This is a genomic window from Mycobacterium attenuatum (assembly GCF_900566085.1).
Classification (GTDB): domain Bacteria; phylum Actinomycetota; class Actinomycetes; order Mycobacteriales; family Mycobacteriaceae; genus Mycobacterium; species Mycobacterium attenuatum.
In genome coordinates, this window is record NZ_UPHT01000173.1 from 15,605 (window position 1) to 37,010 (window position 21,406).

At 65.1% G+C, this 21,406-nt stretch carries 24 protein-coding genes and 1 tRNA gene; 9 read left to right on the top strand and 16 right to left on the bottom strand.

From position 1 onward, the window contains the following. Position 1 precedes the first annotated feature (1 nt). Positions 2-220, top strand: coding sequence for a hypothetical protein (locus EET13_RS27675; RefSeq protein WP_136623276.1), 219 nt, complete (start codon positions 2-4; stop codon positions 218-220). A gap of 376 nt (positions 221-596) precedes the next feature. Here EET13_RS27675 and EET13_RS27680 read toward each other — a convergent pair whose 3' ends face one another. The 5 genes from EET13_RS27680 to EET13_RS27705 all read right to left on the bottom strand — a co-directional run bounded on the left by EET13_RS27680 (position 597) and on the right by EET13_RS27705 (position 4,372). Continuing rightward, complete coding sequence (locus EET13_RS27680; RefSeq protein ID WP_122445245.1) at positions 597-1,088, bottom strand: hypothetical protein; 492 nt, start codon at positions 1,086-1,088, stop codon at positions 597-599. Further along, positions 1,085-2,956, bottom strand: a complete 1,872-nt coding sequence (locus EET13_RS27685; protein ID WP_122445246.1) for an AAA family ATPase — start codon at positions 2,954-2,956, stop codon at positions 1,085-1,087. Before EET13_RS27685 ends, EET13_RS27680 begins: the two co-directional genes overlap by 4 nt. Positions 2,957-3,274: 318 nt before the next feature. Next, complete coding sequence (locus EET13_RS30000) at positions 3,275-3,706, bottom strand: hypothetical protein (RefSeq protein ID WP_136623277.1); 432 nt, start codon at positions 3,704-3,706, stop codon at positions 3,275-3,277. Positions 3,707-3,726: 20 nt separating this feature from the next. After that, positions 3,727-4,113 carry a hypothetical protein gene (locus EET13_RS31035; protein ID WP_244604150.1) on the bottom strand — a complete coding sequence of 129 codons (387 nt, stop codon included), beginning with the start codon at positions 4,111-4,113 and terminating at the stop codon, positions 3,727-3,729. A gap of 43 nt (positions 4,114-4,156) precedes the next feature. Further along, positions 4,157-4,372, bottom strand: a complete 216-nt coding sequence (locus EET13_RS27705) for a helix-turn-helix domain-containing protein (protein ID WP_122445249.1) — start codon at positions 4,370-4,372, stop codon at positions 4,157-4,159. Positions 4,373-4,499: 127 nt separating this feature from the next. On the opposite strand from EET13_RS27705, the gene EET13_RS27710 reads away from it, so the two are divergent. Next, positions 4,500-5,078: an XRE family transcriptional regulator gene (locus EET13_RS27710; protein WP_136623278.1), complete on the top strand. Its 579-nt coding sequence runs from the start codon at positions 4,500-4,502 to the stop codon at positions 5,076-5,078. After that, positions 5,065-6,204, top strand: coding sequence for a tyrosine-type recombinase/integrase (locus tag EET13_RS27715; protein ID WP_122445251.1), 1,140 nt, complete (start codon positions 5,065-5,067; stop codon positions 6,202-6,204). The genes EET13_RS27710 and EET13_RS27715 overlap by 14 nt, the downstream gene beginning before the upstream one ends. Positions 6,205-6,238: 34 nt before the next feature. On the opposite strand, the gene EET13_RS27720 is transcribed toward EET13_RS27715, so the two are convergent. The 3 genes from EET13_RS27720 to EET13_RS27730 all read right to left on the bottom strand — a co-directional run bounded on the left by EET13_RS27720 (position 6,239) and on the right by EET13_RS27730 (position 7,351). Continuing rightward, positions 6,239-6,328 (bottom strand) — tRNA-Ser (locus tag EET13_RS27720). 29 nt (positions 6,329-6,357) lie between these two features. Further along, positions 6,358-6,816 (bottom strand): nucleoside deaminase, encoded by a 459-nt coding sequence (locus tag EET13_RS27725; RefSeq protein ID WP_122445252.1) that lies wholly within the window; start codon positions 6,814-6,816, stop codon positions 6,358-6,360. 13 nt (positions 6,817-6,829) lie between these two features. Beyond that, on the bottom strand, positions 6,830-7,351 hold the full coding sequence (locus EET13_RS27730; protein WP_122445253.1) for a tRNA adenosine deaminase-associated protein: 522 nt from the start codon (positions 7,349-7,351) through the stop codon (positions 6,830-6,832). Positions 7,352-7,556: 205 nt separating this feature from the next. Between EET13_RS27730 and EET13_RS27735 the strand changes: the two genes are divergently transcribed. After that, positions 7,557-8,501, top strand: coding sequence for a prephenate dehydrogenase (locus EET13_RS27735; RefSeq protein ID WP_244604151.1), 945 nt, complete (start codon positions 7,557-7,559; stop codon positions 8,499-8,501). Here EET13_RS27735 and EET13_RS27740 read toward each other — a convergent pair. Genes EET13_RS27740 through EET13_RS27760 form a run of 5 tightly spaced genes read right to left on the bottom strand, consistent with a single transcriptional unit; the run spans position 8,464 to position 12,539 of the window. Further along, positions 8,464-9,063, bottom strand: coding sequence for a putative glycolipid-binding domain-containing protein (locus tag EET13_RS27740; protein WP_122445255.1), 600 nt, complete (start codon positions 9,061-9,063; stop codon positions 8,464-8,466). The two genes, EET13_RS27735 and EET13_RS27740, sit on opposite strands and share 38 nt — an antisense overlap. Positions 9,064-9,067: 4 nt before the next feature. Beyond that, on the bottom strand, positions 9,068-9,823 hold the full coding sequence (locus tag EET13_RS27745) for an ABC transporter permease (protein ID WP_122445256.1): 756 nt from the start codon (positions 9,821-9,823) through the stop codon (positions 9,068-9,070). Further along, positions 9,820-10,497, bottom strand: coding sequence for an ABC transporter permease (locus EET13_RS27750; RefSeq protein WP_122445257.1), 678 nt, complete (start codon positions 10,495-10,497; stop codon positions 9,820-9,822). Before EET13_RS27750 ends, EET13_RS27745 begins: the two co-directional genes overlap by 4 nt. Before the next feature lie 3 nt (positions 10,498-10,500). Then, the gene (locus tag EET13_RS27755) at positions 10,501-11,595 is read right to left on the bottom strand and encodes an ABC transporter ATP-binding protein (protein WP_122445258.1); all 1,095 of its coding nucleotides are present in this window, start codon (positions 11,593-11,595) and stop codon (positions 10,501-10,503) included. After that, positions 11,592-12,539: an ABC transporter substrate-binding protein gene (locus EET13_RS27760; protein ID WP_122445259.1), complete on the bottom strand. Its 948-nt coding sequence runs from the start codon at positions 12,537-12,539 to the stop codon at positions 11,592-11,594. The genes EET13_RS27755 and EET13_RS27760 overlap by 4 nt, the downstream gene beginning before the upstream one ends. Before the next feature lie 97 nt (positions 12,540-12,636). Here EET13_RS27760 and EET13_RS27765 point away from each other — a divergent pair, with 97 nt between their 5' ends. Further along, the gene (locus EET13_RS27765; RefSeq protein WP_122445260.1) at positions 12,637-12,996 is read left to right on the top strand and encodes a LapA family protein; all 360 of its coding nucleotides are present in this window, start codon (positions 12,637-12,639) and stop codon (positions 12,994-12,996) included. Between the two features lie 101 nt (positions 12,997-13,097). Here the strand turns inward: EET13_RS27765 and EET13_RS27770 are convergent, their stop codons facing one another. Both EET13_RS27770 and EET13_RS27775 read right to left on the bottom strand, forming a co-directional pair. Then, a complete protein-coding gene (locus tag EET13_RS27770; protein WP_122445261.1) occupies positions 13,098-14,150 on the bottom strand; it encodes a phosphotransferase family protein in 1,053 nt (350 codons plus the stop codon). Positions 14,151-14,188: 38 nt separating this feature from the next. Beyond that, complete coding sequence (locus EET13_RS27775; RefSeq protein ID WP_122445262.1) at positions 14,189-14,827, bottom strand: histidine phosphatase family protein; 639 nt, start codon at positions 14,825-14,827, stop codon at positions 14,189-14,191. 87 nt (positions 14,828-14,914) lie between these two features. On the opposite strand from EET13_RS27775, the gene EET13_RS27780 reads away from it, so the two are divergent. From EET13_RS27780 to EET13_RS27795, 4 genes are read left to right on the top strand one after another with little or no spacing between them, the layout of a single operon-like run. Next, entirely contained in the window at positions 14,915-15,946 is a 1,032-nt protein-coding gene (locus EET13_RS27780) for a phosphotransferase family protein (protein ID WP_122445263.1), read from the top strand. 1 nt (position 15,947) lies between these two features. Beyond that, a complete protein-coding gene (locus EET13_RS27785) occupies positions 15,948-16,712 on the top strand; it encodes an SDR family NAD(P)-dependent oxidoreductase (RefSeq protein ID WP_122445264.1) in 765 nt (254 codons plus the stop codon). A gap of 16 nt (positions 16,713-16,728) precedes the next feature. Then, positions 16,729-18,036 carry an acyl-CoA dehydrogenase family protein gene (locus EET13_RS27790; protein WP_122445265.1) on the top strand — a complete coding sequence of 436 codons (1,308 nt, stop codon included), beginning with the start codon at positions 16,729-16,731 and terminating at the stop codon, positions 18,034-18,036. 13 nt (positions 18,037-18,049) lie between these two features. Beyond that, a complete protein-coding gene (locus EET13_RS27795; RefSeq protein WP_122445266.1) occupies positions 18,050-19,021 on the top strand; it encodes an NADPH:quinone oxidoreductase family protein in 972 nt (323 codons plus the stop codon). 443 nt (positions 19,022-19,464) lie between these two features. On the opposite strand, the gene EET13_RS27800 is transcribed toward EET13_RS27795, so the two are convergent. Beyond that, the gene (locus EET13_RS27800; RefSeq protein ID WP_122445267.1) at positions 19,465-21,345 is read right to left on the bottom strand and encodes an alkyl/aryl-sulfatase; all 1,881 of its coding nucleotides are present in this window, start codon (positions 21,343-21,345) and stop codon (positions 19,465-19,467) included. Between the last annotated feature and the right edge of the window lie 61 nt (positions 21,346-21,406).

Consider the following 21,406-nt stretch of genomic DNA (forward strand, 5'->3'; position numbering starts at 1 on the left):
CGTGGCTATTGAAGTGAAGTTGACCGCGGATACGTCGTCCGATCTGCACAGCGGCGAAGGAGATTGGTTCGAATTCCTGCCAAGCGGAGTGCTTGCTCTCCACTTTGGCGACGGAATCCAGGCCCCGCAGTACTACTCCCCGCACGCCTGGGAGTACGTGTCCTCCGACCAACCGCCGGGAAAACCCAAACAACAGTCGACGCCCAGACAGATCTACTGACATCCGAGCACCGAACCGGTGGGTGAGTAACGCAAACTTTGCCCACCGTGGCGGTCAGGAAGGGTCCGGCGTGGGGCATCTCCCCTGGCAGCACCACGCCGGACGTTGCATAGGCGGCAGACCACATCGATGTCCTTGAGGCGGATGGGCAGGCCGGCGGCCTTGCGTGCCCATGCCTCGGGGCTGTGGTCGGCATGCAAGTCGGTGGTGGCCCCACAGTCGATGCAGAACGGCTGCAACTTCCGAGCGCGTTTGGACAGCTTGGTCCACGCCCAGTCGTAACCCCGCGCGTTGGCGGCTGGTTGGGTGTCAACGGTGTGCGTTGTACAGCGGGGACCAGAACACGGTTCACCACACACTAGGCACGGGTGCAGTGTCACTCGTTGGCCTCCTCGGTGTGGCTGGCTGCTACACAGGTGTCGAGCCATTGCCTGCCTGCCGTTGATGACAGCTCGGGCAAGATCACCGCGTAGATATTGAGCAGCGCGAGAAGGGTTTGGGTGCCTCGGTTATCAGCGCGGAGGGAGCGCAGGACTTCATTGATTGCGTCCAGGTCGCCGCGACCGTGGCCGTCGAGTATCCGAGCCGCGCGGTGCATATCCACCGTCTCGACGTCGGTGGGTACGATCGCAGCGATGTCTCCGACCTGTGATCGGATGTAGGCGACGCCGGTCTCTGTGTGCAATTGGACCATGGCGATCATGTGCAGGTGCAGTAGCGCCTCCAAGAGGCCGCTGGCGCGGCCGCCTTCGGCGGCGTCTCGGACTATTTCGGCGACCCCCACGTTGTCGCCGTTGCGGTGATGGATCGTAAGGACGGCCGCCATGCGGACGTCGCGCGGGTTCGGTTGGTTGGTGATGTCGGTCATGCTGTTTGCTCTCCCTCTTTTGTTTGCTGGTTAGCGCGGCAAGACAGGTGGGTTTCGCCCTGGCCGGCGACTACGGGCTTGTCGCATATGGTGCAGTTGGGGTAGCTGGATGCGGGTTCGCCTCGGTAGGTGCGCCTTCTCTGGGATGCCGGAGATGGTTGGACGACGGTCAGTTTCGGCGGCATGGATGCCGGTGACGGGGTGTAGGGAGCACCAAGGGAGCACTCTTGCCTTGCCTGCTCCCTTGGTCGATTTTCGGGCTTCTGCACCCCTTCTGACGTGCAAGGGAGCAAGGGAGCACTTCCACACGAGACAGGGGTGCTCCCTTGGTCGGTTGCTCCCTTGGTCGGAAGCTTCCAAAACCACGGACCGTCGCCAGTTTCACGTACCGCCTCAACAGCGAGCCGCTTCTTCGCGCGCTTTGCCTGATCCTTGGAGAACCCGGCCGCATCGGCCGCCGAGTACACCTCGTTGGCCTTCTTCGACCCGGTAGCCAGGAAGTCGGTGAGCCAGCGGTCTACATCGCGGGCGTCCTCGTCCTGAGCGCCAGCCAGCAGGTCGCGAGCGTCGAGAACGGTATCGCCGAGCCATTCCACGCAACCCATATCCGTGGACCCATCCGCGGTGCTAACCGTTGTGCTGACGATGCGGAACTCCACGGACCGATCAGTGGGCGTGTAGTTCCCCTTGGTGTTTGTCAGGATGCGGTGGCCAGTGTCGGTGTCCTCGGCGATGGAAAGGACGCAGCGAGCAACCTGGGACCAAGCGATCGAACCGAGCAACAACTTCCCGGAATCGTCGCCGCCCCGCTTACCGAAGTGAGCCAGGCCCAGGATTGTGACACGCCGCCTGGCAGCTAGCGCGGCAATGGGCTCAAGGTACTGGCGCACCGCAATGTCGTCGTTACCGGAGAATCCCGGCGGCACCAGGCCCTTGCACGGGTCCAACACGAGCATGGTGATGTTCTGCTCGCTGATCACCCTCTCGATCGCAGGTAAGTCGAGGGGGAACACCAAAATCCCGGTGCCGGTGTCGGTCTCCACGTCGACAAAGAAGATCTTCGACATGTCGGCGCCGTTGGCGATCAGCCTGGGCGCTTGGGCGTGCTCACGGGATTCTTCCGAGCCGATCCACAACACGTTGCCACCCATATGGGTCTCCCGAGCAGCCCAGCTGGCCGCCACAGTCGACTTACCTTTACCCTCCCGAGCGGCCAACAGGTTGATCGCATCACGCAGCACAAGTCCCGGCTCCCACCAGATCATCTTCTTGGTCTGCACCTGGTTGCCGGCGGTGAGAACAAGCCGCCGATACGAGTCGGCGTCGGAGGCCTCGACGGTCACCAACTCGTCGAGCGTTCGGCCGGCGGCGTAGTGGTCAGCGAAGTCTTTGCCCACGGCTGCTTCGGTGATGCGCACCGAGGCGGCTATGCCACGGAGCTGCTCGGTGACCAGTTTCGCGTGCTTACGTCCGGCGAGGTCGCGGTCGGCTATGACGATGGCGTCTATGCCCTGTAAGACATCCCAGTCGTAGTCCAGCCGTTTTTGACCCGCGCCCTGCGGCGGGCATACCGCGGAGCCACCAGCCGCTTCTACGGCAAGAACGTCCTTTTCGCCCTCGACAACGTAGACGGTCGAAGCCCCACCAACCTTGTCAGCGTGAAATAAGCTGCGGCCCTTCGTGTTGCCGCTCTGCCGGAAACTCTTGCTCGGACTGCGATGGACCTTCCGCCCGTCTGGGTAGGCGTAGAGTGCCCCGCGGCGATCGTCGTACAGATCCCCCGCCGCTAGCCCCAGTTGCCCAAGGATGTCTCCGATTTCACATCCTGCATGGCAGAACACAAGCACCGACCCGTCGATCTGCGTCACACTCAGCGACGGATTCCGATCATCATGAGCAGGGCATTGTGCCCGAGCCCGACCATCACGTTCATCGACCCGCTGACCAGCGCCCCGAAGGGCGCCGATCAGGGTCTCGTAAGCGGTCAACTAGCCGACCCCCTTGGGGCGGGCAGCCGTAACCAGATGATCTGGGTCGCAGTGGCGGCAGTAGAAGAGATTTCGCGCATCCACTGTGCCGTCCAGGTTGAAAATTGGTTTCCCGGTTGGGTTTAGGGTCATAGGCTGGCCACAGTCGACGTGGGTCAACTCTGGAACTTCGATGGGGGACTGCGGGCTGTTGGCCATCTAGACCACCACCGTGATCTCGTCGGCAACGGCGATCAGGTGGGCGGCCAGCTGGCGGGCCTCATCGGCGGTCAAGTGCAAGCTGTCGTCTAGGTCGAGGTGCTCGTTGTCGCTGGGCCGGTAAAGATGCAAATAAACGCAACCGCGCCAGCCAGGTTCGCGGCGGTATGAGTAGACGCCGACCCGCGGCGGGTCGAATCGGCCAACCGCGTCAAGCAGAGCCCCGTGCGGATACCCGGGCTCCATCGTTAGGTTCACGTCATGGTCGGCGCCCCAGCAAGCCAGGTCGTGGCGGCGGTGGTCGGCGTCTACACACCACGGCTCGCACCGTGTCTCCGGGCAGTCGCCGGTCTCGTGCCAGCCACGCCGACCGCATGTGTCGCAGCGGACGAGCCCCTGATCTGCCGGGGCGGGTGGGTATACAGTGGTCATGAACTTTCCTTTCTCGGTTCCTACTGGTGGGGTTGGTTCGGAAGGCCTTGAGGTGCCAGCCTCGGGGCCTTCAACATTTCAGTGCGGTCGTCCTCGACCAGGCCACGATCTTCGATCGCATCCCGATCTGCCTGGTTGGCGTGGGGGCCGCGCTGGTTGCGCAGTACATTTCGGATGGCGGTTTCCCCGGTTGGGTCGGAGTAGCTGATCGCCCTGGCGATGTCCGGGTTGAGCATCGCCGTTCGCTTCTGCTGCTCGGAAAGCTGGACCGAGTTCACGAAGAAGTCGAAGAACGAGAAACCGTTCATCGCAACCTGGTGTTGATAGTCGCGAACCAGCCGGGACACCTTCGACGGCGACATCTTGATGCCGCAGTTGTCCAGCACCAAGTGGGCGGCCTTGACCATGGTCTCGGTCCTCGTGGTTCGACCGGATGCAGCGCCTTCGGCCCTATGCGGCATCAGGCCCGCCGAATCGGTTGTCCTCCAAGAATTTCAAGACGTCAACCCGGAGGTAGCGCACCCTCCCGCCAATTTTCGTCCAGGGCACCCCACGCCGGCGGTAGCGGTCCTGAGCCAAGGCATCGACCGTGGTCTGCAAGATCTCTGCTACCTGGGTTGCCGTCGCGATTGGCGGCAACTCGTCCAGCCCGATCGGTTCAGCCATCTCGTCCTCCTTTCTGATGCCTAGTCCTATCAGATTTGATATGACTAGGTATCAGGTTGCATAACCGCAGACGTATTGTCAAGACTGAGAGAGTGACTTATCAGGTTTGATGCTTTACGGTCAGGGCATGGCCACTGATGAGAATTCGGTTAAGTCGACCAAGTCCACCGGCCGGCCGCTTGGCCCCACAGGGGAAACAGTGCGATCAAACATCAAGCGAATCCGGGAGCGCCGGCGGATTGCGGTCACGGAACTCTCCGCGAGAATGCGAAAGCTAGATCGGTCCATTCCGCCGCTCGGCATCCACCGAATCGAGGATGGCCAACGTCGGGTTGACGTTGACGATCTGGCGGCTTTCGCCGTCGCCCTTGGTGTTTCGCCGGCCTCACTATTGATGCCCCAGTCGGACACAGCCCATGACATGGTGAGCGTCACGGGCTACCCCGACACTCTCGCAGCCGGCAGGGTGTGGGCATGGCTAGGCGGCGGCCTTCCTGTATCTGAGGACCACGCCCTTGCAACCCTGGTAATGCACGGGTGGCCACCGTGGCGATGGCACGAAGTCAACGAGGCCGTGAAGGGCGCCATGCAAGAGCGGCTAATCGAACAACAGCGACTTTTCGATCAAGGAGATCGCCGCGCCAAGGTCACCTGGGATGGTCTACCGGCGGCAGAGCTAGAAGAAGACTCCGATGGCGACGATTAGGCGGTATCAGACTGCGGCCGGCGAGCGGTGGGAGGTTCGATACCGGCAGCCGAACGGCGACACCACCCGTAAGCGTGGATTCCCCACCAAAAGGTCGGCCGAGGACTGGGACGCCAGCAACAAGGTGGCGATCAACAAAGGTGAGTACGTCGCGCCCTCCGCGGGCCGCACCAAGGTTGGTGATCTCGCGCAGGCCTGGCTCGACCGGAAGGCAGCTACGACCGAGCCATCTCATAGCCGAATGTTGGAATCGGCGTGGCGAGTACACGTCTCACCCACATGGGCCAAGGTGCCAGTCAACAAAGTCACGGCTACTGGCGTAAGGAACTGGTCAGCGGCTATGACAGGTACCGGCTGTTCGGCCACCACAGTGTTGCGGGTGCTCGGCGTTCTCGCCGGCATCCTCGACGACGCCATAGCAGATGGACGGATCTCAAAGAACCCGGCCCGCGGGCTGGACCCGAAGAAACGGGAGAAGCCGACCAAGCCACGCCGGAAGCACATCTACTTGGATCATGACGCAGTTGGACGGCTTGCCGACGAATCCGGCGATCACCGGACGCTGGTGCTCACCTTGGCGTACACCGGGCTTCGATGGGGCGAAGCGGTAGCACTACGGGTCCGCCATGTCGACGAAGTGCGTCGGCGACTCTTGGTAACCGATAACGCTGTGCAGCTCGGGGTTGATCATGCGGTCGGCGACCCGAAGGACGACGAGCCACGCGAGGTTCCGGTGCCCAAATTCGTCATGGCCGAGATAAAGAACCAGATCGATGGGCGCGGCCCTGACGACTTGGTGTTCGGAAGGGGCGGCACCTACCTTCCGCGGCCGAAATCAAACGGCGGGTGGTTTGTCGGGGCGGTGAAGCGGGCGAAGATCCAGCGGATCACGCCGCATGACCTTCGGCATACCGCGGCCTCGTTGGCGATCTCGTCAGGCGCCAACGTCCTAGCGGTGAGTCGAATGCTCGGACATGAGAACCCGCAGGTGACGTTGCGGACGTACGCGGACCTATTCGACGCCGATCTGGACAAGGTGGGGACCGCACTTGACGCGGCCCGCCGCAAGAGTGTGTCCAAACGGGGTCCAACACGAGTCCAGCAGATCCCGGCAAATGCCGGCTGAGCTGGTCTACCAGCGCGTTTTGCACTGGTAGCTTTGGCGGTGGCGGAGGGATTTGAACCCTCGGACGGTGTTAGCCGTCACACGCTTTCGAGGCGTGCTCCTTAGGCCGCTCGGACACGCCACCGTCGAGCAGCTTACCGAACCGGTGGCCGGTCACCCCAATCGCTGGCGGGCGAAAAACTCCTCCAGCGGCGCAGCGCAGTCCGCCGCGAGCACACCGCCTCGCACCTGCGGTCGATGGTTGAGGCGACGGTCGCGGACCACGTCCCACAGCGATCCGACCGCCCCGGTCTTGGGTTCCCACGCACCGAACACCAGGCGGGCGACCCGCGCCAGCACCAGAGCACCGGCGCACATGGTGCACGGTTCCACGGTGACCGCCAGCGTCGTCCCCTCCAGCCGCCAGCCGTCACCGAGCACGGCAGCCGCCGCGCGCAAGGCGAGGATCTCGGCGTGCGCGGTCGGATCACCCAGCGCCTCACGGGCATTGACCGCGCGGGAAAGTTCTGTTCCGTCTGCGTCCACGACGATCGCGCCGATGGGCACGTCACGCGGTCCCGCCGTCGACGCCGCCGCCAATGCGGCGCGGATCAGATCTTCATCTGCGGTCACACGCGGTCAGCGGTCACCGACCGAGGCGCTCGATCACCGCCGACAGTTGCTCGGCGAAGCCCATCTCACGGGCGATGCGGCCAAGCTGCTCGTCGGCGTAGAGATCCGTCTCGTCGAGAATGACGCCGAGCACCGCTTCGGGTAGGCCGATGTCGGCCAGTAGGCCGAGGTCGCCCTCCTCGAAAGGCTCGGCATCCTCGAGGTCGTCGGGATCGATCTCGGCGTCCAGGCTGTCCAGCGCCTCGGCCGCGATGTCGTAATCCAGCGCGGCCGTCGCGTCCGACAGCAGCAGGCGCGCCCCCGAGGGTGCGGGGCGAAGGATGATGAAGAACTCGTCGTCGATGTCGAGCAGCCCGAAGACGGCCCCGGAACTGCGCAGTTCCCGCAGCTCCGTTTCGGCGGCCGCCAGACTCGTTAGCGCGTTCTGACCCATCGCCGCGCAGCGCCACTTGCCCTCTTCACGCACGACGGCGACGCCGAATCCGTCCGGCGTGTCGGCGGACGGGCCCTGCGCGGAGGCCCGTTGTGCTCCCATGGCCGCTTACGCTAGTCGCTGGCCAGGCCCGTGGCCAGACGGCCCCGCTGCGACAGCGCCGGACGCTAGCGCCTCCCAAAGCCTCCCAAAGCCTCCCAAAGCCTTCCCAAAGCCTTCCCAAAGCCTTCCCAAAGCCCTAGAAGCACCGTGAACCACGCACGGACAGGACAAGTGTGCCAACCTTGGGACTGTGCAGACGACACCCGTGTGCGTGCTCGGGCTGGGACTCATCGGCGGCTCGATCATGCGTGCGACGGCAGCGGTCGGCCGCGAGGTTTTCGGCTACAACCGGTCGGTCGAGGGAGCGCACGGCGCCCGGAACGCAGGATTCGAGGCCAGCACCGATCTGTCCGAAACGCTGACTCGGGCCGCCAACACGGAGGCGTTGATCGTGCTGGCGGTTCCGGTGCCGGCCTTGCCGAACATGCTCGCCCACATCCGGGAGTTGGCCCCCAACTGTCCGCTGACCGACGTCACCAGCGTCAAGTGCGCGGTCCTCGACCAAGTCGCTGCGGCCGGTCTGCAAGCCCGCTTCGTGGGCGGTCACCCGATGACGGGCACCGCCCACTCGGGCTGGCCGGCCGGCCACGGCGGGCTGTTCACCCGGGCGCCCTGGGTAGTGGCCGTAGACGACCATGTCGATCCGCAGGTGTGGTCGATGGTGATGACGTTGGCACTGGATTGCGGGGCGGTGGTGGTGCCCGCCAAATCCGACGAACACGACGCCGCCGCGGCCGCCATCTCCCATCTGCCGCATCTGCTTGCCGAAGCGCTGGCGGTCACCGCCGCCGAGGTCCCGCTCGCTTTTGCGCTGGCCGCGGGGTCTTTCCGGGACGCAACCCGAGTCGCTGGCACCGCCCCGGATCTGGTGCGCGCGATGTGTGAAGCCAACACCGACCAACTGGTGCCGGTCACCGACCGGGTTATCAAGTTGCTCGGCCGCGCCCGCGATTCGCTAACCGGCCACGGCTCGGTGGCCGACCTGGTCGACGCCGGCCACGCCGCGCGCACCCGCTACGAAAGCTTCCCGCGCTCCGACATCGTCACCGTGGCGATCGGCGCCGAGCGATGGCGCGAGCAACTGGCCGCCGCGGGCCGGGCGGGCGGGGTGATCAGATCCGCTCTGCCAATCCTGGATAGTCCACGATGAACCCCTCGGCGTCGACGGTCACGCTGGTATCGGCGACCGGGGAACGCAGCTTGATCGCGTCCAGACGCCCCTCACTGGTGTAGCTGACCGTGGCCGCGTCGACGGTCATCCCGGGGACGTTGACGTAGACCATCGGCAAGGCCAGCGACTCTGCCTTCTCGTGGATGCCGAGACGGCGGATCGGCAAGGCGTTGAAGAACGGGCTGAACACCAAGTCGATGTCGAGCGCGCCGTTGTAGCCCGCGCGCCGCTCGCCCTGGTGGTCGGTCACCAGCCACATGTTCTCCTCATCGCGGGCAATAGCGAGCTGGCGTTCCCGCTCGGCCAGCGTGACGGTCAGCCCGAACCGCTTGGTGGCGCCGGATTCGTCGGTCTGCAAGTCGTAGTAGGCGCCGAACGCCGGATTGACTGCGGTGGCTGCCGCCACGATGCGGCCGTTGGCCCTGATTCGCTTGCCCGACACCTGGATTCGTACCGATTCCATGCGTGAAACGTCCTGTGCACGCCAGGTCAACATCGCCGACCAGACGCGCCGTGCCGGATCAGAGGGAGCGGAGTTCACACTCCTACCGTAGAACGTGTGCGTCAACCACGGCGCAATTGGAGCTAACTGAGACGTCAATTTCGCGATTTGGCCTGGTTACAGGCTTACACAGACGACCGCTTCCCGGCGCCGCCGCCCATACCGCCAACGCCAGAACCGCGTCCAGGAGCAACGCCAGCGCGGCCACCATCAAGGCGCCCACCAGCGCGATGTGGAACTGACGCTCCTTGATCCCGTCGATCAGATAGCGGCCCAGCCCCCCCAGACTGGCGTAGGCGGCCACCGTTGCGGTGGCGACCACTTGCAGTGTCGCGCTGCGCAGCCCCCCGAGTAGCAGCGGCAATGCGTTAGGTAGCTCGACACGCAGCAGCACCCGCCGTTCCGTCATCCCCATCGCCCGGGCGGCATCGACTATCAGCGGGTCGACTCCGGCGATGCCCGCGTACGTGCCGGCCAGCAGCGACGGAATGCCCAGCAACATCAGGGCCGCTATCGGCGGGCCGATGCCCAGCCCGAACATCAGCACCCCCAGCAGCAGCACACCCAGCGTCGGCAACGCGCGCAGCCCGTTGACCACGCCGACCACCAGCACTTGCCCGCGGCCGGTGTGCCCGATGAGCATTCCGATCGGGACGGCGATCACCGCCGCGGCGGCCACGGCCAGCGCGGTGTATTCCAGGTGCTCCAGGATCCGGGCCGCCAGCCCGTCGGGTCCAGTCCAGTTAGCCGCGGTGGCGAGGTAGGAGCACGTGCGCTGCAGAAAGTCGGTCGCCTTCATCGCGCACCGCCCACGATCGGCGATCTGATCCGCCGGCGCTGCGACGCGCGCTCCCAGGGCGTGGCCAGCCGGCCCGCCAGGCTGAGCAGCATGTCGATGACGACGGCCAGCGCGAACATCGCGATGATGCCGGCCACGATCTGGTCGCTCTTGTCAGTCTGGTATCCCGCGGTGAACCAGGTGCCCAGGCCGCCGATACCAATCACCGAGCCCACCGAAACCATCGCGATGTTGGTCACGACAACCACGCGCAGTCCGGCAACCAGTACCGGGATCGACAGCGGCAGTTCGACTTTGATCATCCGGCTGACGGGTGAGTAGCCGACCGCGATGGCCGCGTCCCGCACCTGCGCCGGCACCGCATCCAGCGCCTCGAGCACGGCGCGCACCAACAGCGCCGTGGTGTAGGCGGTCAGCGCGACGATGACGTTGGCCTCGTCGAGGATGCGGGTCTTGATGATCAATGGCAACGCCACGAACAGCGCCAGCGACGGGATGGTGAACACGATGCTGGCCGTTGCCGTGGTCAATCGCCGCAGCACCGGCGCGTGCTGCACCGCCAAGCCCAGCGGCACCGCGATCGCCATCCCGATCAGCACCGGAACCAGCGACAGCCGCAGGTGGATCACGGTCAGCGCCCAGGCGGTGTCGAGGTGGGTCAGCAGGTAATGCACGCCTCAGCCCCGCCGTCGACTGGTCACCGCGGCCAGTACGTCGTCGGCCAGCACGGCGCCGATCACCTTGCCGTCGCCGTCGACGGCGACACCCATCGACGAGGGCGACGACAACGCCGCATCCAGCGCCTGGCTGAGGTTTCCGTTGGGGCGGAACAGCGAGCCGACGACGGTCATGACGTCCGGCAACGCCGCGCCGCTTCGGTGGCGCCGCAGGCCGTCGGCGTCTATCCAGCCTAACGGCGCGCTGCCGTCGTCGACCACCAGCTCCCAGCCGTCCGGGAGTGGCTTGTCGCACAGGGCGTTTGCGGACACGCATGCGATGTCGTGCATCGGAAGTCCGGCGCCGTCGATGAGCTGCAACAACCGATAGCCTCTGCCGAGGCCGATGAATTTCGACACGAAATCGTTGGCCGGGCGTGAAAGTAGCTTGGCCGGCTCGTCGCACTGCTGCAAGTGGCCGCCCGGCGCGAACACCGCCACCACGTCGCCGAGTTTGAACGCTTCATCGATGTCATGGGTGACGAAGACGACGGTTTTGTGCAATTCGCTTTGCAGACGCAGGATTTCGTTCTGCAGGTCATGGCGGACCACGGGATCGACGGCCGAGAACGGCTCGTCCATCAACAGGATCGGCGGGTCAGCCGCGAGCGCCCGGGCCACTCCGACGCGCTGTTGCTCGCCGCCGGAGAGCTGAGCCGGGTAACGGGTGGCGACCTTGGGACTCAGCCCGACCCGTTCGAGCACCTGGTAGGCGGATTTGCGGGCGGCCCGACGCGACTGCCCCTTCAGCACCGGCACCGTCGCGACGTTGTCGATTACCCGTTGGTGCGGCATCAGTCCCGCGTTCTGGATGACGTAGCCGATACCGAGCCGCAGCCGCACCGGATTGACGCCTGACACGTCGGTGCCGTTGACGGTGACGGTGCCCGAGGTCGGCTCGACCATCCGGTTGATCATCCGCAGCGCGGTCGTCTTACCGCAGCCGGAGGGCCCGACGAAAACGGTAAGCCTGCCGTCAGGAACTTCGAGGGTCAACCGATCCACGGCCGTGGTGCCGTCGGCATATACCTTGGCGGCTTTGTCGAAACTGATCATGGCTGGATCGGATGGTCGAAGCCATTGTCACGCAACCACTTTCGAGCTGCCTGGTCCGGATCTACGCCACCGTTGCCCGACACCGCGGCATTGAGTTCGGCCATGGCTTCGGTCGTCAGCTGCGCCGAGACCGCATCCAGGACATCCTTGAGTCGATCCGACTTCTTCTGCGAATTGACCAGCGGCACAATGTTGCCGGCCAGGAAATTGTGCTCAGGATCCGCCAGGACCACCAGGTTGTTCTGCCGGATCGCCGGGGAGGTGCTGAAAATGTTCGCGGCGGTGACCGTTCCGTCGACCAGCGCCCGCACGGTCACCGCGCCACCGCCGTCATTGATGGTGGTGAAATTGCCTGCCGCAATGTCGAGCCCGTACTTCTGGCGCAGCCCGGGCAACCCGGCCGGCCTGGTCTGGAATACCGACGGCGCGGCGAATTTCACCTGGGCCGAATGCGCCGCCAGGTCGCCGATGGTCACCAGGTTCCAGTTGGTGGCGGTTGCCTTGGTGACGGTGACGGTATCGGTATCGGAGGCCGGTGAGGGCGTCAGAATCGACAAGTCGCCGGGCAACCGCTTATAGAGCTCCAATTCGACCGCGTCCAGCATGGTCACCGTCGAGTCCGGCTGAAAGTAGAGCAGCAGGTTGCCGATGTACTCCGGTACCAGATCGATGGAATGGTCTTTGAGCGCCGGTATATAGGTCTCCCGGCTGCCGATACCCAGACGCCGCCCCACGTCGAAACCGTTGGCCTGCAATGCCTGCGCATAGATTTCGGCGACGATCTCCGACTCCGGGAAATCGCCGGATCCGACCACGATGGACTTGATATTGCCGCTCGCCGTCCCGAACGGGTCGGCATTGCCGCAGGCCGCCAGCGGCCATGCGCTCACGAGGCACACCACCGTGGCCAGTGTCGCGCGACGCACGCGCGGCAGCATCCCCATGCCGGTGACACTATCTTGAGAAACGTCGGGCTGCCGCAACCCGGCCGGCCTGCGTGGCTTGGTTTCATTCCGGGCGGGATGGGAAGAAGATGACATTATGACCAGCACCCCGTCAGGCCCGCGTGACCAGCCGCCCTCGGCTCCCAGACCTCGTGTGACAGCCAAGGACCCAGCGTCCACATTGACCCGGGCCGGCGCCCTCTGGTCATCGTTGATTGCCGGCTTCTTGATCCTGATCCTGTTGCTGATCTTCATCGCGCAGAACACCGCCTCCACCCCGTTCACCTTCTTAGGCTGGCACTGGAGCCTGCCGCTGGGGGTGGCGATTCTGCTGGCGGCCGTCGGAGGCGGATTGCTGACCGTGGCGGTCGGCACCGCGCGGATCATTCAGCTGCGTCGCGTCGCCAAGAAATCCCATACGCAGGCATTGCGATCCGCCGGCCCGCCACCCCGTTGACGGTGCGCCCTGGCTTTGACTGCCCGCTGAGCGGGCAGCTCGTGTGGCGATGCGCCGTCGGCTCACGGCCGGAGCCGCAGTCGCACACTCGACCCGACGGGTCAGGAGATCGGCTTGCTGATCTCGGCCAGGCCGCGCGAAATCAGTGGCGCTACGACCTCGGGGTCATCGTCTAAGGAATCGCCTTTCCCCGCGGCCATCTCGGACATACGCCTGCGGAAATCGATACCGGCCGCGATGATGGCCAGCTTGAAGTAAGCCAGGGCCATATAGAACTCCCAATGCCCCAGCGACATCCCGGACACAAGCGAATACCGGTCGGCCAGTTCGTCGGCCGTCGGCAGCAACGGCGACGTCCAGGCAGCTTGCGCGTTGACGATCAGATCCAGCGCGGGGTCGCGGTAGACACACATCAGGGCCGCGTCGCTGAGCGGGTCCCCCAGCGTGGACAGCTCCCAGTCCACCACCGCGCGCACCTTCGTCGGGTCGTTGGCATCCAAAATGGTGTTGTCGATCCGGTAGTCGCCGTGCACAATCGAAGTTCGGCTTTGCTTCGGAATCGCTTGCTGCAGAGCCGAATGCAGTCGCTCGACGTCGTTGTCCCGGAGGTCATCGGGCAGCCGCACCAGCTCCCACTGGGAGCCCCAGCGGCGCACCTGCCGTTCCAGGTAGCCGTCGGGTTTGCCAAAATCGCCCAGCCCGACGCCGTTCGGATCGATGCTATGCAGGTCGACGAGCACCCGGATCAGCGCGTCGACACAGCCGTCGATGACGCGGCTGCCGAACGCTTCGAGTTGGGCGCGCCGGCGCACCACCTGTCCGGCAACGAACTCGACGATCTGGAAGGGGGCGCCGAGCACCGAGTCGTCGGCACACAACGCGATCGTGCGCGCCACCGGAACCGGCGTGTCCTGCAGCGCGGCAACCACCCGGTACTCGCGGGCCATATCGTGCGCCGACGGCGTCAGCCCGTGTAGTGGAGGGCGGCGCACCAGCCAACTCGTCGCGTCGTCGTAGACCCGGAAGGTGAGGTTGGAGCGGCCGCCGGAGATCAGCTCACCACGTAGCTCACCGGCGCGCTCGATGCCGAGCGACCGCAGATATCCGTCCAGTGCGGCCAGGTCGAGGCCGTCGAGTCCGTGAGCCGAAGTCACCGAACTTGTTTACCACCTGTCGATTGCCCGACTCCTTCTCAGCCCGCAGCACGGCCCGCATCGTCACCGAGCAGGCGCTGATTCCGGGGCAACAGGTCCCACACGTGTTCGGTCGAGTTGACCGTCACCACCGTCGCCTGACCGGACCGGGAGAACAGCAACCGGGTCACCGAGACGTAGTCGATGGGAAAAGACAGCAGTCGCGCCGTCCCCAGGATCTCGTGCAGTACCACGTTGATCACCCCACCGTGGCTGAACGCCGCGACCGTCTCATCCGGATCCGCGGTGACGACCACGTGGTCGACGGCCGCGCGGACCCGGGCACGGAAAGCATCCTCGTCGACGGCGCTGGGCAGCCGCCCCTGGGCCATGCGTGCCCATTCCTGCGGATTTTCTGCGCGGATCTGCTCGACAGGTATGTACACCGGAAGGTCACGGTCGTACTCGGCGAACCGGTCCTCGATCTCGACGGGTAGGTCGAGTGCGGCTGCGACCGGTTCGGCGGTCTGGATGGCGCGGCGCTGCGGGCTGCTCACCACCCGTGAGATGGGAAACCTGGCCAGCGCCTCAGGTAACCGTGCGACCTGCGCAAAGCCGGTCTCCGACAGCTCCGGGTCCGACCCTTCGCCGTGTTCGCTGCGCATCGGCAATGCATGCCGGACCAAGAGCAGTTGCATGGGGCTCAGCCTTGCATGCGGCTTGCCCGGCGCTACCATGCCGCTTGAGAATGTAATTCTCCGAGCCGAGAGCGGGGTGTGCAGCCAATGGCGACTGCCGGCGGAACTCAGCTGGACGCCGGTGTGATCGGTCGTTGGCTCGACGCCAATGGCGCACCGGGCGGCGGTGCGGAGCCGGAATTCGAGCACCTGGTCGGCGGGTCGCAGAACACCCTGTACCTGATCCGGCGCGGTCCCGAGCGCATGGTGCTGCGAATGCCCGGACCCCGGCCCGACGCGGCCCGCATCGACGGAATGCTGCGGGAAATTCGCCTGGTGCGGGCGCTGTCGGGCACCGACGTGCCGCATGCTGAGTTGATCGGCGCCGACGAGACCGGCGCCGTGCTCGGCATGCCGTTCTACGTAATGCAGGCCATCGACGGGTGGAGTCCGATAAGCGACGGGTGGCAGACGCCGTTCGACGCCGACCTGGATACCCGGCGCGGGCTGGCGTTCCAGCTCGTCGAGGGTGCCGCGAAACTGGGCCGCGTCGACTGGCGCGCCCAGGGTCTCGACGGGTTCGGCCGTCCGGACGGCTTCCATGAGCGGCAGGTCGATCGCTGGCTGGGCTTCCTGGCCGCTTACCAGGTACGCGAATTGCCCGGCCTGCTGGAAGCCGCCGACTGGCTGCGCCGTCACCGTCCCGAGCACTACACGCCGGGCATCATGCACGGCGACTATCAATTCGCCAACGTCATGTTCGCGCACGGGGCGCCGGCTCGGCTGGCCGCGATCGTGGACTGGGAAATGACGACGGTGGGAGATCCGCTGCTGGATCTGGCCTGGGCGCTACTGGGCTACGACGGCGACGAGCCGCGCGCCGACGGGTTCTATCTGGATATGCGCGGTATGCCCAAGCGCAGCGAACTGCTGGCGCATTATGAGGCCGTCAGCGGGCTGTCCACAGAGAACATCGACTACTACCTGGTGCTGGCCAACTGGAAGCTCGGGATCGTTCTGGAGAAAACGTATGCGGCGGGGGTCCGCACGGGGCAGGTCGACACCACGCTCAACCAGGCCTTCGCAACAATGATTCCCCAACTCATTACCACCGCCGCCGAACTTGCTCAGGCCCACTGAAATGAGTTATGCGGACCGGCTTTTCGACCTCACCGGCCACGTGGTGCTGATCACCGGCGGCAGCCGCGGGCTGGGCCGCGAAATGGCTTTCGCCGTAGCCCGCTGCGGCGCCGACGTGGTGATCGCCAGCCGCAACCTGGACAACTGCGTTGCCACCGCCACCGCGATCGAAGCCGAGACCGGTCGCACCGCTATGGCCTACCAGGTGCATGTCGGCCGTTGGGATCAGCTCGACGGGCTGGTCGCGGCGGCCTATGACCGGTTCGGCAAGGTCGACACGTTGATTAACAACGCGGGCATGTCACCGCTGTACGACACGCTCACCGGCGTCACCGAGAAGCTCTTCGACGCTGTCATCAACCTCAACCTCAAAGGGCCATTCCGGTTGTCGGCACTGGTCGGCGAGCGGATGATGGCGGCCGGGCGGGGGTCGATCATCAACGTCAGTTCCACCGGGTCGCTGCGGCCCGGCGCCGACATCATCCCCTACGCCGCGGCCAAGGCGGGACTCAATGCGATGACCGAAGGTTTCGCACGGGCGCTCGGGCCAGCGGTGCGGGTCAACACATTGATGGCCGGACCGTTTCTGACCGACATCAGCAAGTCCTGGAATCTGGACCAGGCGACCGAGAACCCGTTCGGCCATCTGTCACTGCGGCGGGCCGGTAATCCATCCGAAATCGTCGGCGCCGCATTGTTTCTCGCGTCTGACGCATCCAGTTTCACCACCGGTTCGATTGTCCGGGCCGACGGTGGAATCCCGTAACAGGTAGGAGCATCGCATGTCTTGGGACTTTTCCACCGAACCTGAATTCGACAAGAAGCTCGCGTGGATCCGCGAATTCGTGCGCGAGGAGGTGGAGCCGCTCGAAGTGCTGTTCCCAGGCTGCGAATTCCTGCCGCTCGACGACCAACGCCGCCGGATCGTCGATCCGCTCAAGCGGCAGGTTCGCGAGCAGGGATTGTGGGCACCACATTTGGGTCCCGAACTCGGCGGGCAGGGATTCGGTGCGGTGAAGCTGACCCTGATCAATGAGATTCTGGGACGCAGCCCATGGGCGCCGATCGTGTTCGGAACGCAGGCACCCGACACCGGCAATGCGGAAATCATCGCGCGGTTCGGCACCCATGAGCAAAAGGACCGCTACCTGCAGGGGCTGCTGTCCGGGGAGATCTTCTCCTGCTTCTCCATGACCGAACCGCAAGGCGGTGCCGACCCGCGCGTCTTCACCACCCGTGCCGTCCGCGACGGCGACGACTGGGTGATTACCGGGCGTAAATACTTCTCCTCCAACGCATCCGTGGCATCTTTTTTCATCGTCGTGGCGATCACCGATCCCGATGTGCCCGTACACCGGGGCGCCTCGACGTTCCTCGTTCCGGCCGAAGCCGCGGGGCTCACCATCGAGGCCAATCATCACCTGGTTGGCGCGCTTCCGCACGAGCCGGGCCATTCCCTGGTGCGCTACGACGGCGTGCGGGTAGGCGCGGACGCGCTGCTGGGCGAGTCCGGTCAGGGCTTCCTGATCCTGCAGACCCGACTGGCCGGTGGCCGGTTACACCATGCGATGCGCTCCATCGGGATGGCGCAGCGCACCATCGAAATGATGTCGCGCCGGGCGAAAAGCCGCTTTACCCAAGGTAGTTCGTTGGCCGACAAGCAACTGGTGCAGGCGTTCATCGCCGACTCTTACACCGAGCTGATGCCCTTCCGGCTGGCCGTGCTGCATGCGGCCTGGCTGATCGACACCGCCGGTGAGCATGCGGCGCGCGCCGAGATCGGAGCCTGCAAGATCCTGGCGTCGCAAGTGCTCAAATCGATTGGACTGCGGGCTATCCAGGTGCACGGAGCGTTGGGCACCACCAATCAACTACCGCTGGTCAACGTGTTGCTCGGCGGGGTGGCACTCGGCCTGGCCGATGGGCCCACCGAAGCGCACAAGGTCAACTTGGCCCGGCTACTGCTGAGGAACTACGACGCCGAAGACGCCGAGCGGCCCAGCGAAATGCTCGACGTACGCCGCGAGGCCGCCCGAGCCAAGTATGGCGATCTTGTGGACCACATTCCCGCCCTTCCCTCTTCGTCGTGACCGCGGCCCGTTGATGCGTGCGGTCGTCTGCCGGGCATACGGACCGCCCGAGGATGTGGTGCTGGGCGACGTTGCCGAGCCCGTCCCGGGGCCCGGTCAGCTACTGGTGCGGGTGCACGCCGCCGCGGTCAACTTTCCCGATGTGCTGTTGATCGCGGGCAAATACCAGATCCGGATTCCGGTGCCGTTTACACCGGGCAGCGAGCTCGCCGGCGAGGTGCTGGCCGCCGGTGCGGGGGCGCCATTTGCGCCCGGGCAGCGGGTTTTCGGGGCCACGGCCGTCGGCGCTTTCGCTGAGCTGGCGCTCTTGGACGCGGCCTCGGCGACGCTGGTTCCCGACGACGCCGACCTGGCTTCGGCTGCCGCCTTCGGGGTCACCTACCGCACCGCGTATCACGCGTTGCGCTCGGTTGGACAAGTGTCGGAACGAGACTGGGTGGTGGTTCTGGGCGCCGCCGGCGGTGTGGGTCTGGCGGCCGTCGATCTGGCGGTCGCCATGGGCGCCCGCGTGCTGGCCGCCGCCTCCAGCCCGGAGAAGCTGGAGTTGTGCGCGCAGCGGGGCGCGCAGGCGACCGTCGACTACGACCGGCAGGACCTGAAAGCCCGCATCCGGGAGCTCACCGACGACAGCGCGCGCGTGGTGATCGACCCGGTGGGAGGCCGCTACTCGGAGCCGGCATTGCGTGGCCTGGCCCGCGGCGGAACGTTCATCACCCTCGGCTACGCCGCCGGTTCCATCCCGGCGATCCCGCTCAATCTCGTGCTGCTCAAGGGCATCACCGTGCGCGGCATGGAGATTCGCACCTTTGCCGCTGATCACCCAGTCGAGGCCGCCCGCGACCTCGACGAGTTGACGCAGATGTTTGCCGCCGGTACGGTCCGGCCCTACATCAGCGCACGTTTTCCGTTGGCCGACACCGCCGCAGCCCTGCGCTATGTGGCCGAGCGCAAAGTTCTGGGCAAGGTGGTCATCGACGTCTTCTGACATCGCCGTGTTCGGCTGTGCCGCAATAGTTTTAGCCACTGTCCACGCGCCTCATTTACAATTTCACGAAGGCGGCTGGTCAACGATGTCCGCGAGCGCGGCCTTAGACTTAGACCATCCGGGTTGGCGTTCGTTTCGACACGCCGCATCTCGCTCAAATCTCCTTTGTGATGCCAGGAGCTCGGGGGACAGTATCGAGTGCTCACCGAGTCGGCCCTCCAGCCGACGTATCCAGTGTGCGTTGGGGGCGTCGAGTGTGCAGTTGCGGCTCTGAGTGTGTATGTAGGGCTGAACATTTGCGATCGGACCGCCCTGACGGCACACTCGACGCCCCCGACACACACTCGAGGCCACCAGGGCACGCAGCGACAAGCTCGGTGATCCCGCATACCCGCAGTTGTCGCAGCGAGGTGGCGACGGGACACCGAGTGATCAGGCGCGGGCTACGGCGTCACGATGTTGAAAGCCGGGTTGGGCTGATCGAGGACGCTCAGGAACGTCTGCAGCACCGTCTCGTCGCCGGAGACCTCGAAGCCCGGTGAACTGATGTCACCCAGCGCCGCGGTAATCAGCCGAACTTTATTGCCTACCGCCACAGTCGCGTTCGCCGTCGACGGGTCGGCAGCAACCTTGCGATGGATCAACACACCATTGCGCAGAGTCAGCCGGTAATTCTCCGCCGGCTCGGTAAAGCTGAAGTCGATCGCGAGGTCGAGGTCCCACGCGCGCGGTCCGTTGATGCTGATGGCCACCACATCGAAAATCTGATCCAGGGTCAGCTGGTCGAAGAACGTCGACGACGGCGCCTGCCCCGACGTGCCGAGGTTGCCATCCCGAAGCTCCGTCGCGCCCGACAAAAAGAAGTTACGCCAAGTCGCATTCTCCGCACCGTAGGCGAGCTGTTCCAATGTGTCGGCGTAGAGTTGCCGGGCCGCGGCGTGGTTGCTGTCGGTGAACACAGCATGGTCCAGAAGTGTCGCGGCCCAACGGAAGTCGCCATCGGCGACGGCTTTGCCGGCCAGCTCGACCACCCGGTCGATTCCGCCCATCGCCTCGACGTAACGGGGAGCGATGGCCTCCGGCGGGTAAGGCCATAGCCGGCCGGGGTTGCCGTCGAACCAGCCCATATAGCGCTGGTAGATCGCCTTCACATTGTGGCTGACCGACCCGTAGTAGCCGTGGGTGTGCCATGCCTTCTCCAGAGCCGGTGGCATCTGGAACATTTCGGCGATCTCGACACCGGTGTACCCCTGGTTCAGCAGCCGCAGCGTCTGGTCGTGCAGGTATGAATACATGTCACGCTGCTGCGACAAGTACTCGACGATGTTGTCGTGCCCCCACGTCGGCCAGTGGTGTGAGGCGAACACGACGTCGCTGCGATCACCAAAGGCCTCGATTGCCTCGGTGAGATACCCCGACCAGGCGCGCGGGTCGCGCACCAGCGCCCCGCGCAGCGTCAACAGGTTGTGCAGGTTGTGGGTGGCGTTCTCGGCCATACACAGCGCGCGGAAACGCGGGAAGTAGAAATGCATTTCGGCGGGAGCTTCACTGCCCGGCGCCATCTGGAACTCGATCTCCACCCCGTCGATCGTGTGCACCTCGCCGGTCGCCCGGATGTCGACGGTTGGCACGATCAGCGACACCTCACCGGTCGAAAGTGTCTGCCCCAGACCGCAGCCCACCTGTCCCTGAGGGCCGCGCGGCAAATAGGAGCCGTACATGTAGCCCGCGCGACGCATCATTGCCCCGCCGGCGTAGATGTTCTCCTGGACGGCGTGCGCCGTGAAACCCTCCGGAGCCAGCACCGAAACCTTGCCGGCGTCGACGTCAGCCTGCGACGTGACGCCCAGCACGCCGCCGAAATGATCGACGTGGCTGTGGGTATAGATCACGGCGACCACGGGGCGATCACCGCCGCGGTGGGTGCGATACAGATCCAGCGCGGCAGCGGCCACCTCGGTGGAGACCAACGGATCGATGATGATGATGCCGGTGTCGCCCTCGACGAAGCTGATATTGGAAATATCGAAGCCACGGACCTGGTAGATACCGGGCACCACTTCGAATAAGCCTTGTTTGGCGGCCAGCGTCGATTGCCGCCACAGGCTGGGATGCACGGACGCCGGTGCGGACCCACTGAGGAATGCATAAGCGTCGTTGTCCCAAACCACGCGGCCGTCGGCCGACTTGATGACGCACGGAGACAATGCCGCTATGAATCCTCGATCGGCATTGTCGAAGTCGGTGGGGTCATCGCTCGGGGGAACATATTCGCGATGGGCGGACTCGATAGCCGCGGAAGGAGGTTTGGCGTTCACCGGCAATACATTGCCTTAGCGTGGCGCTCCCCGGAAGGTCCTCTCAAGCGACTAACAGGAAATATAG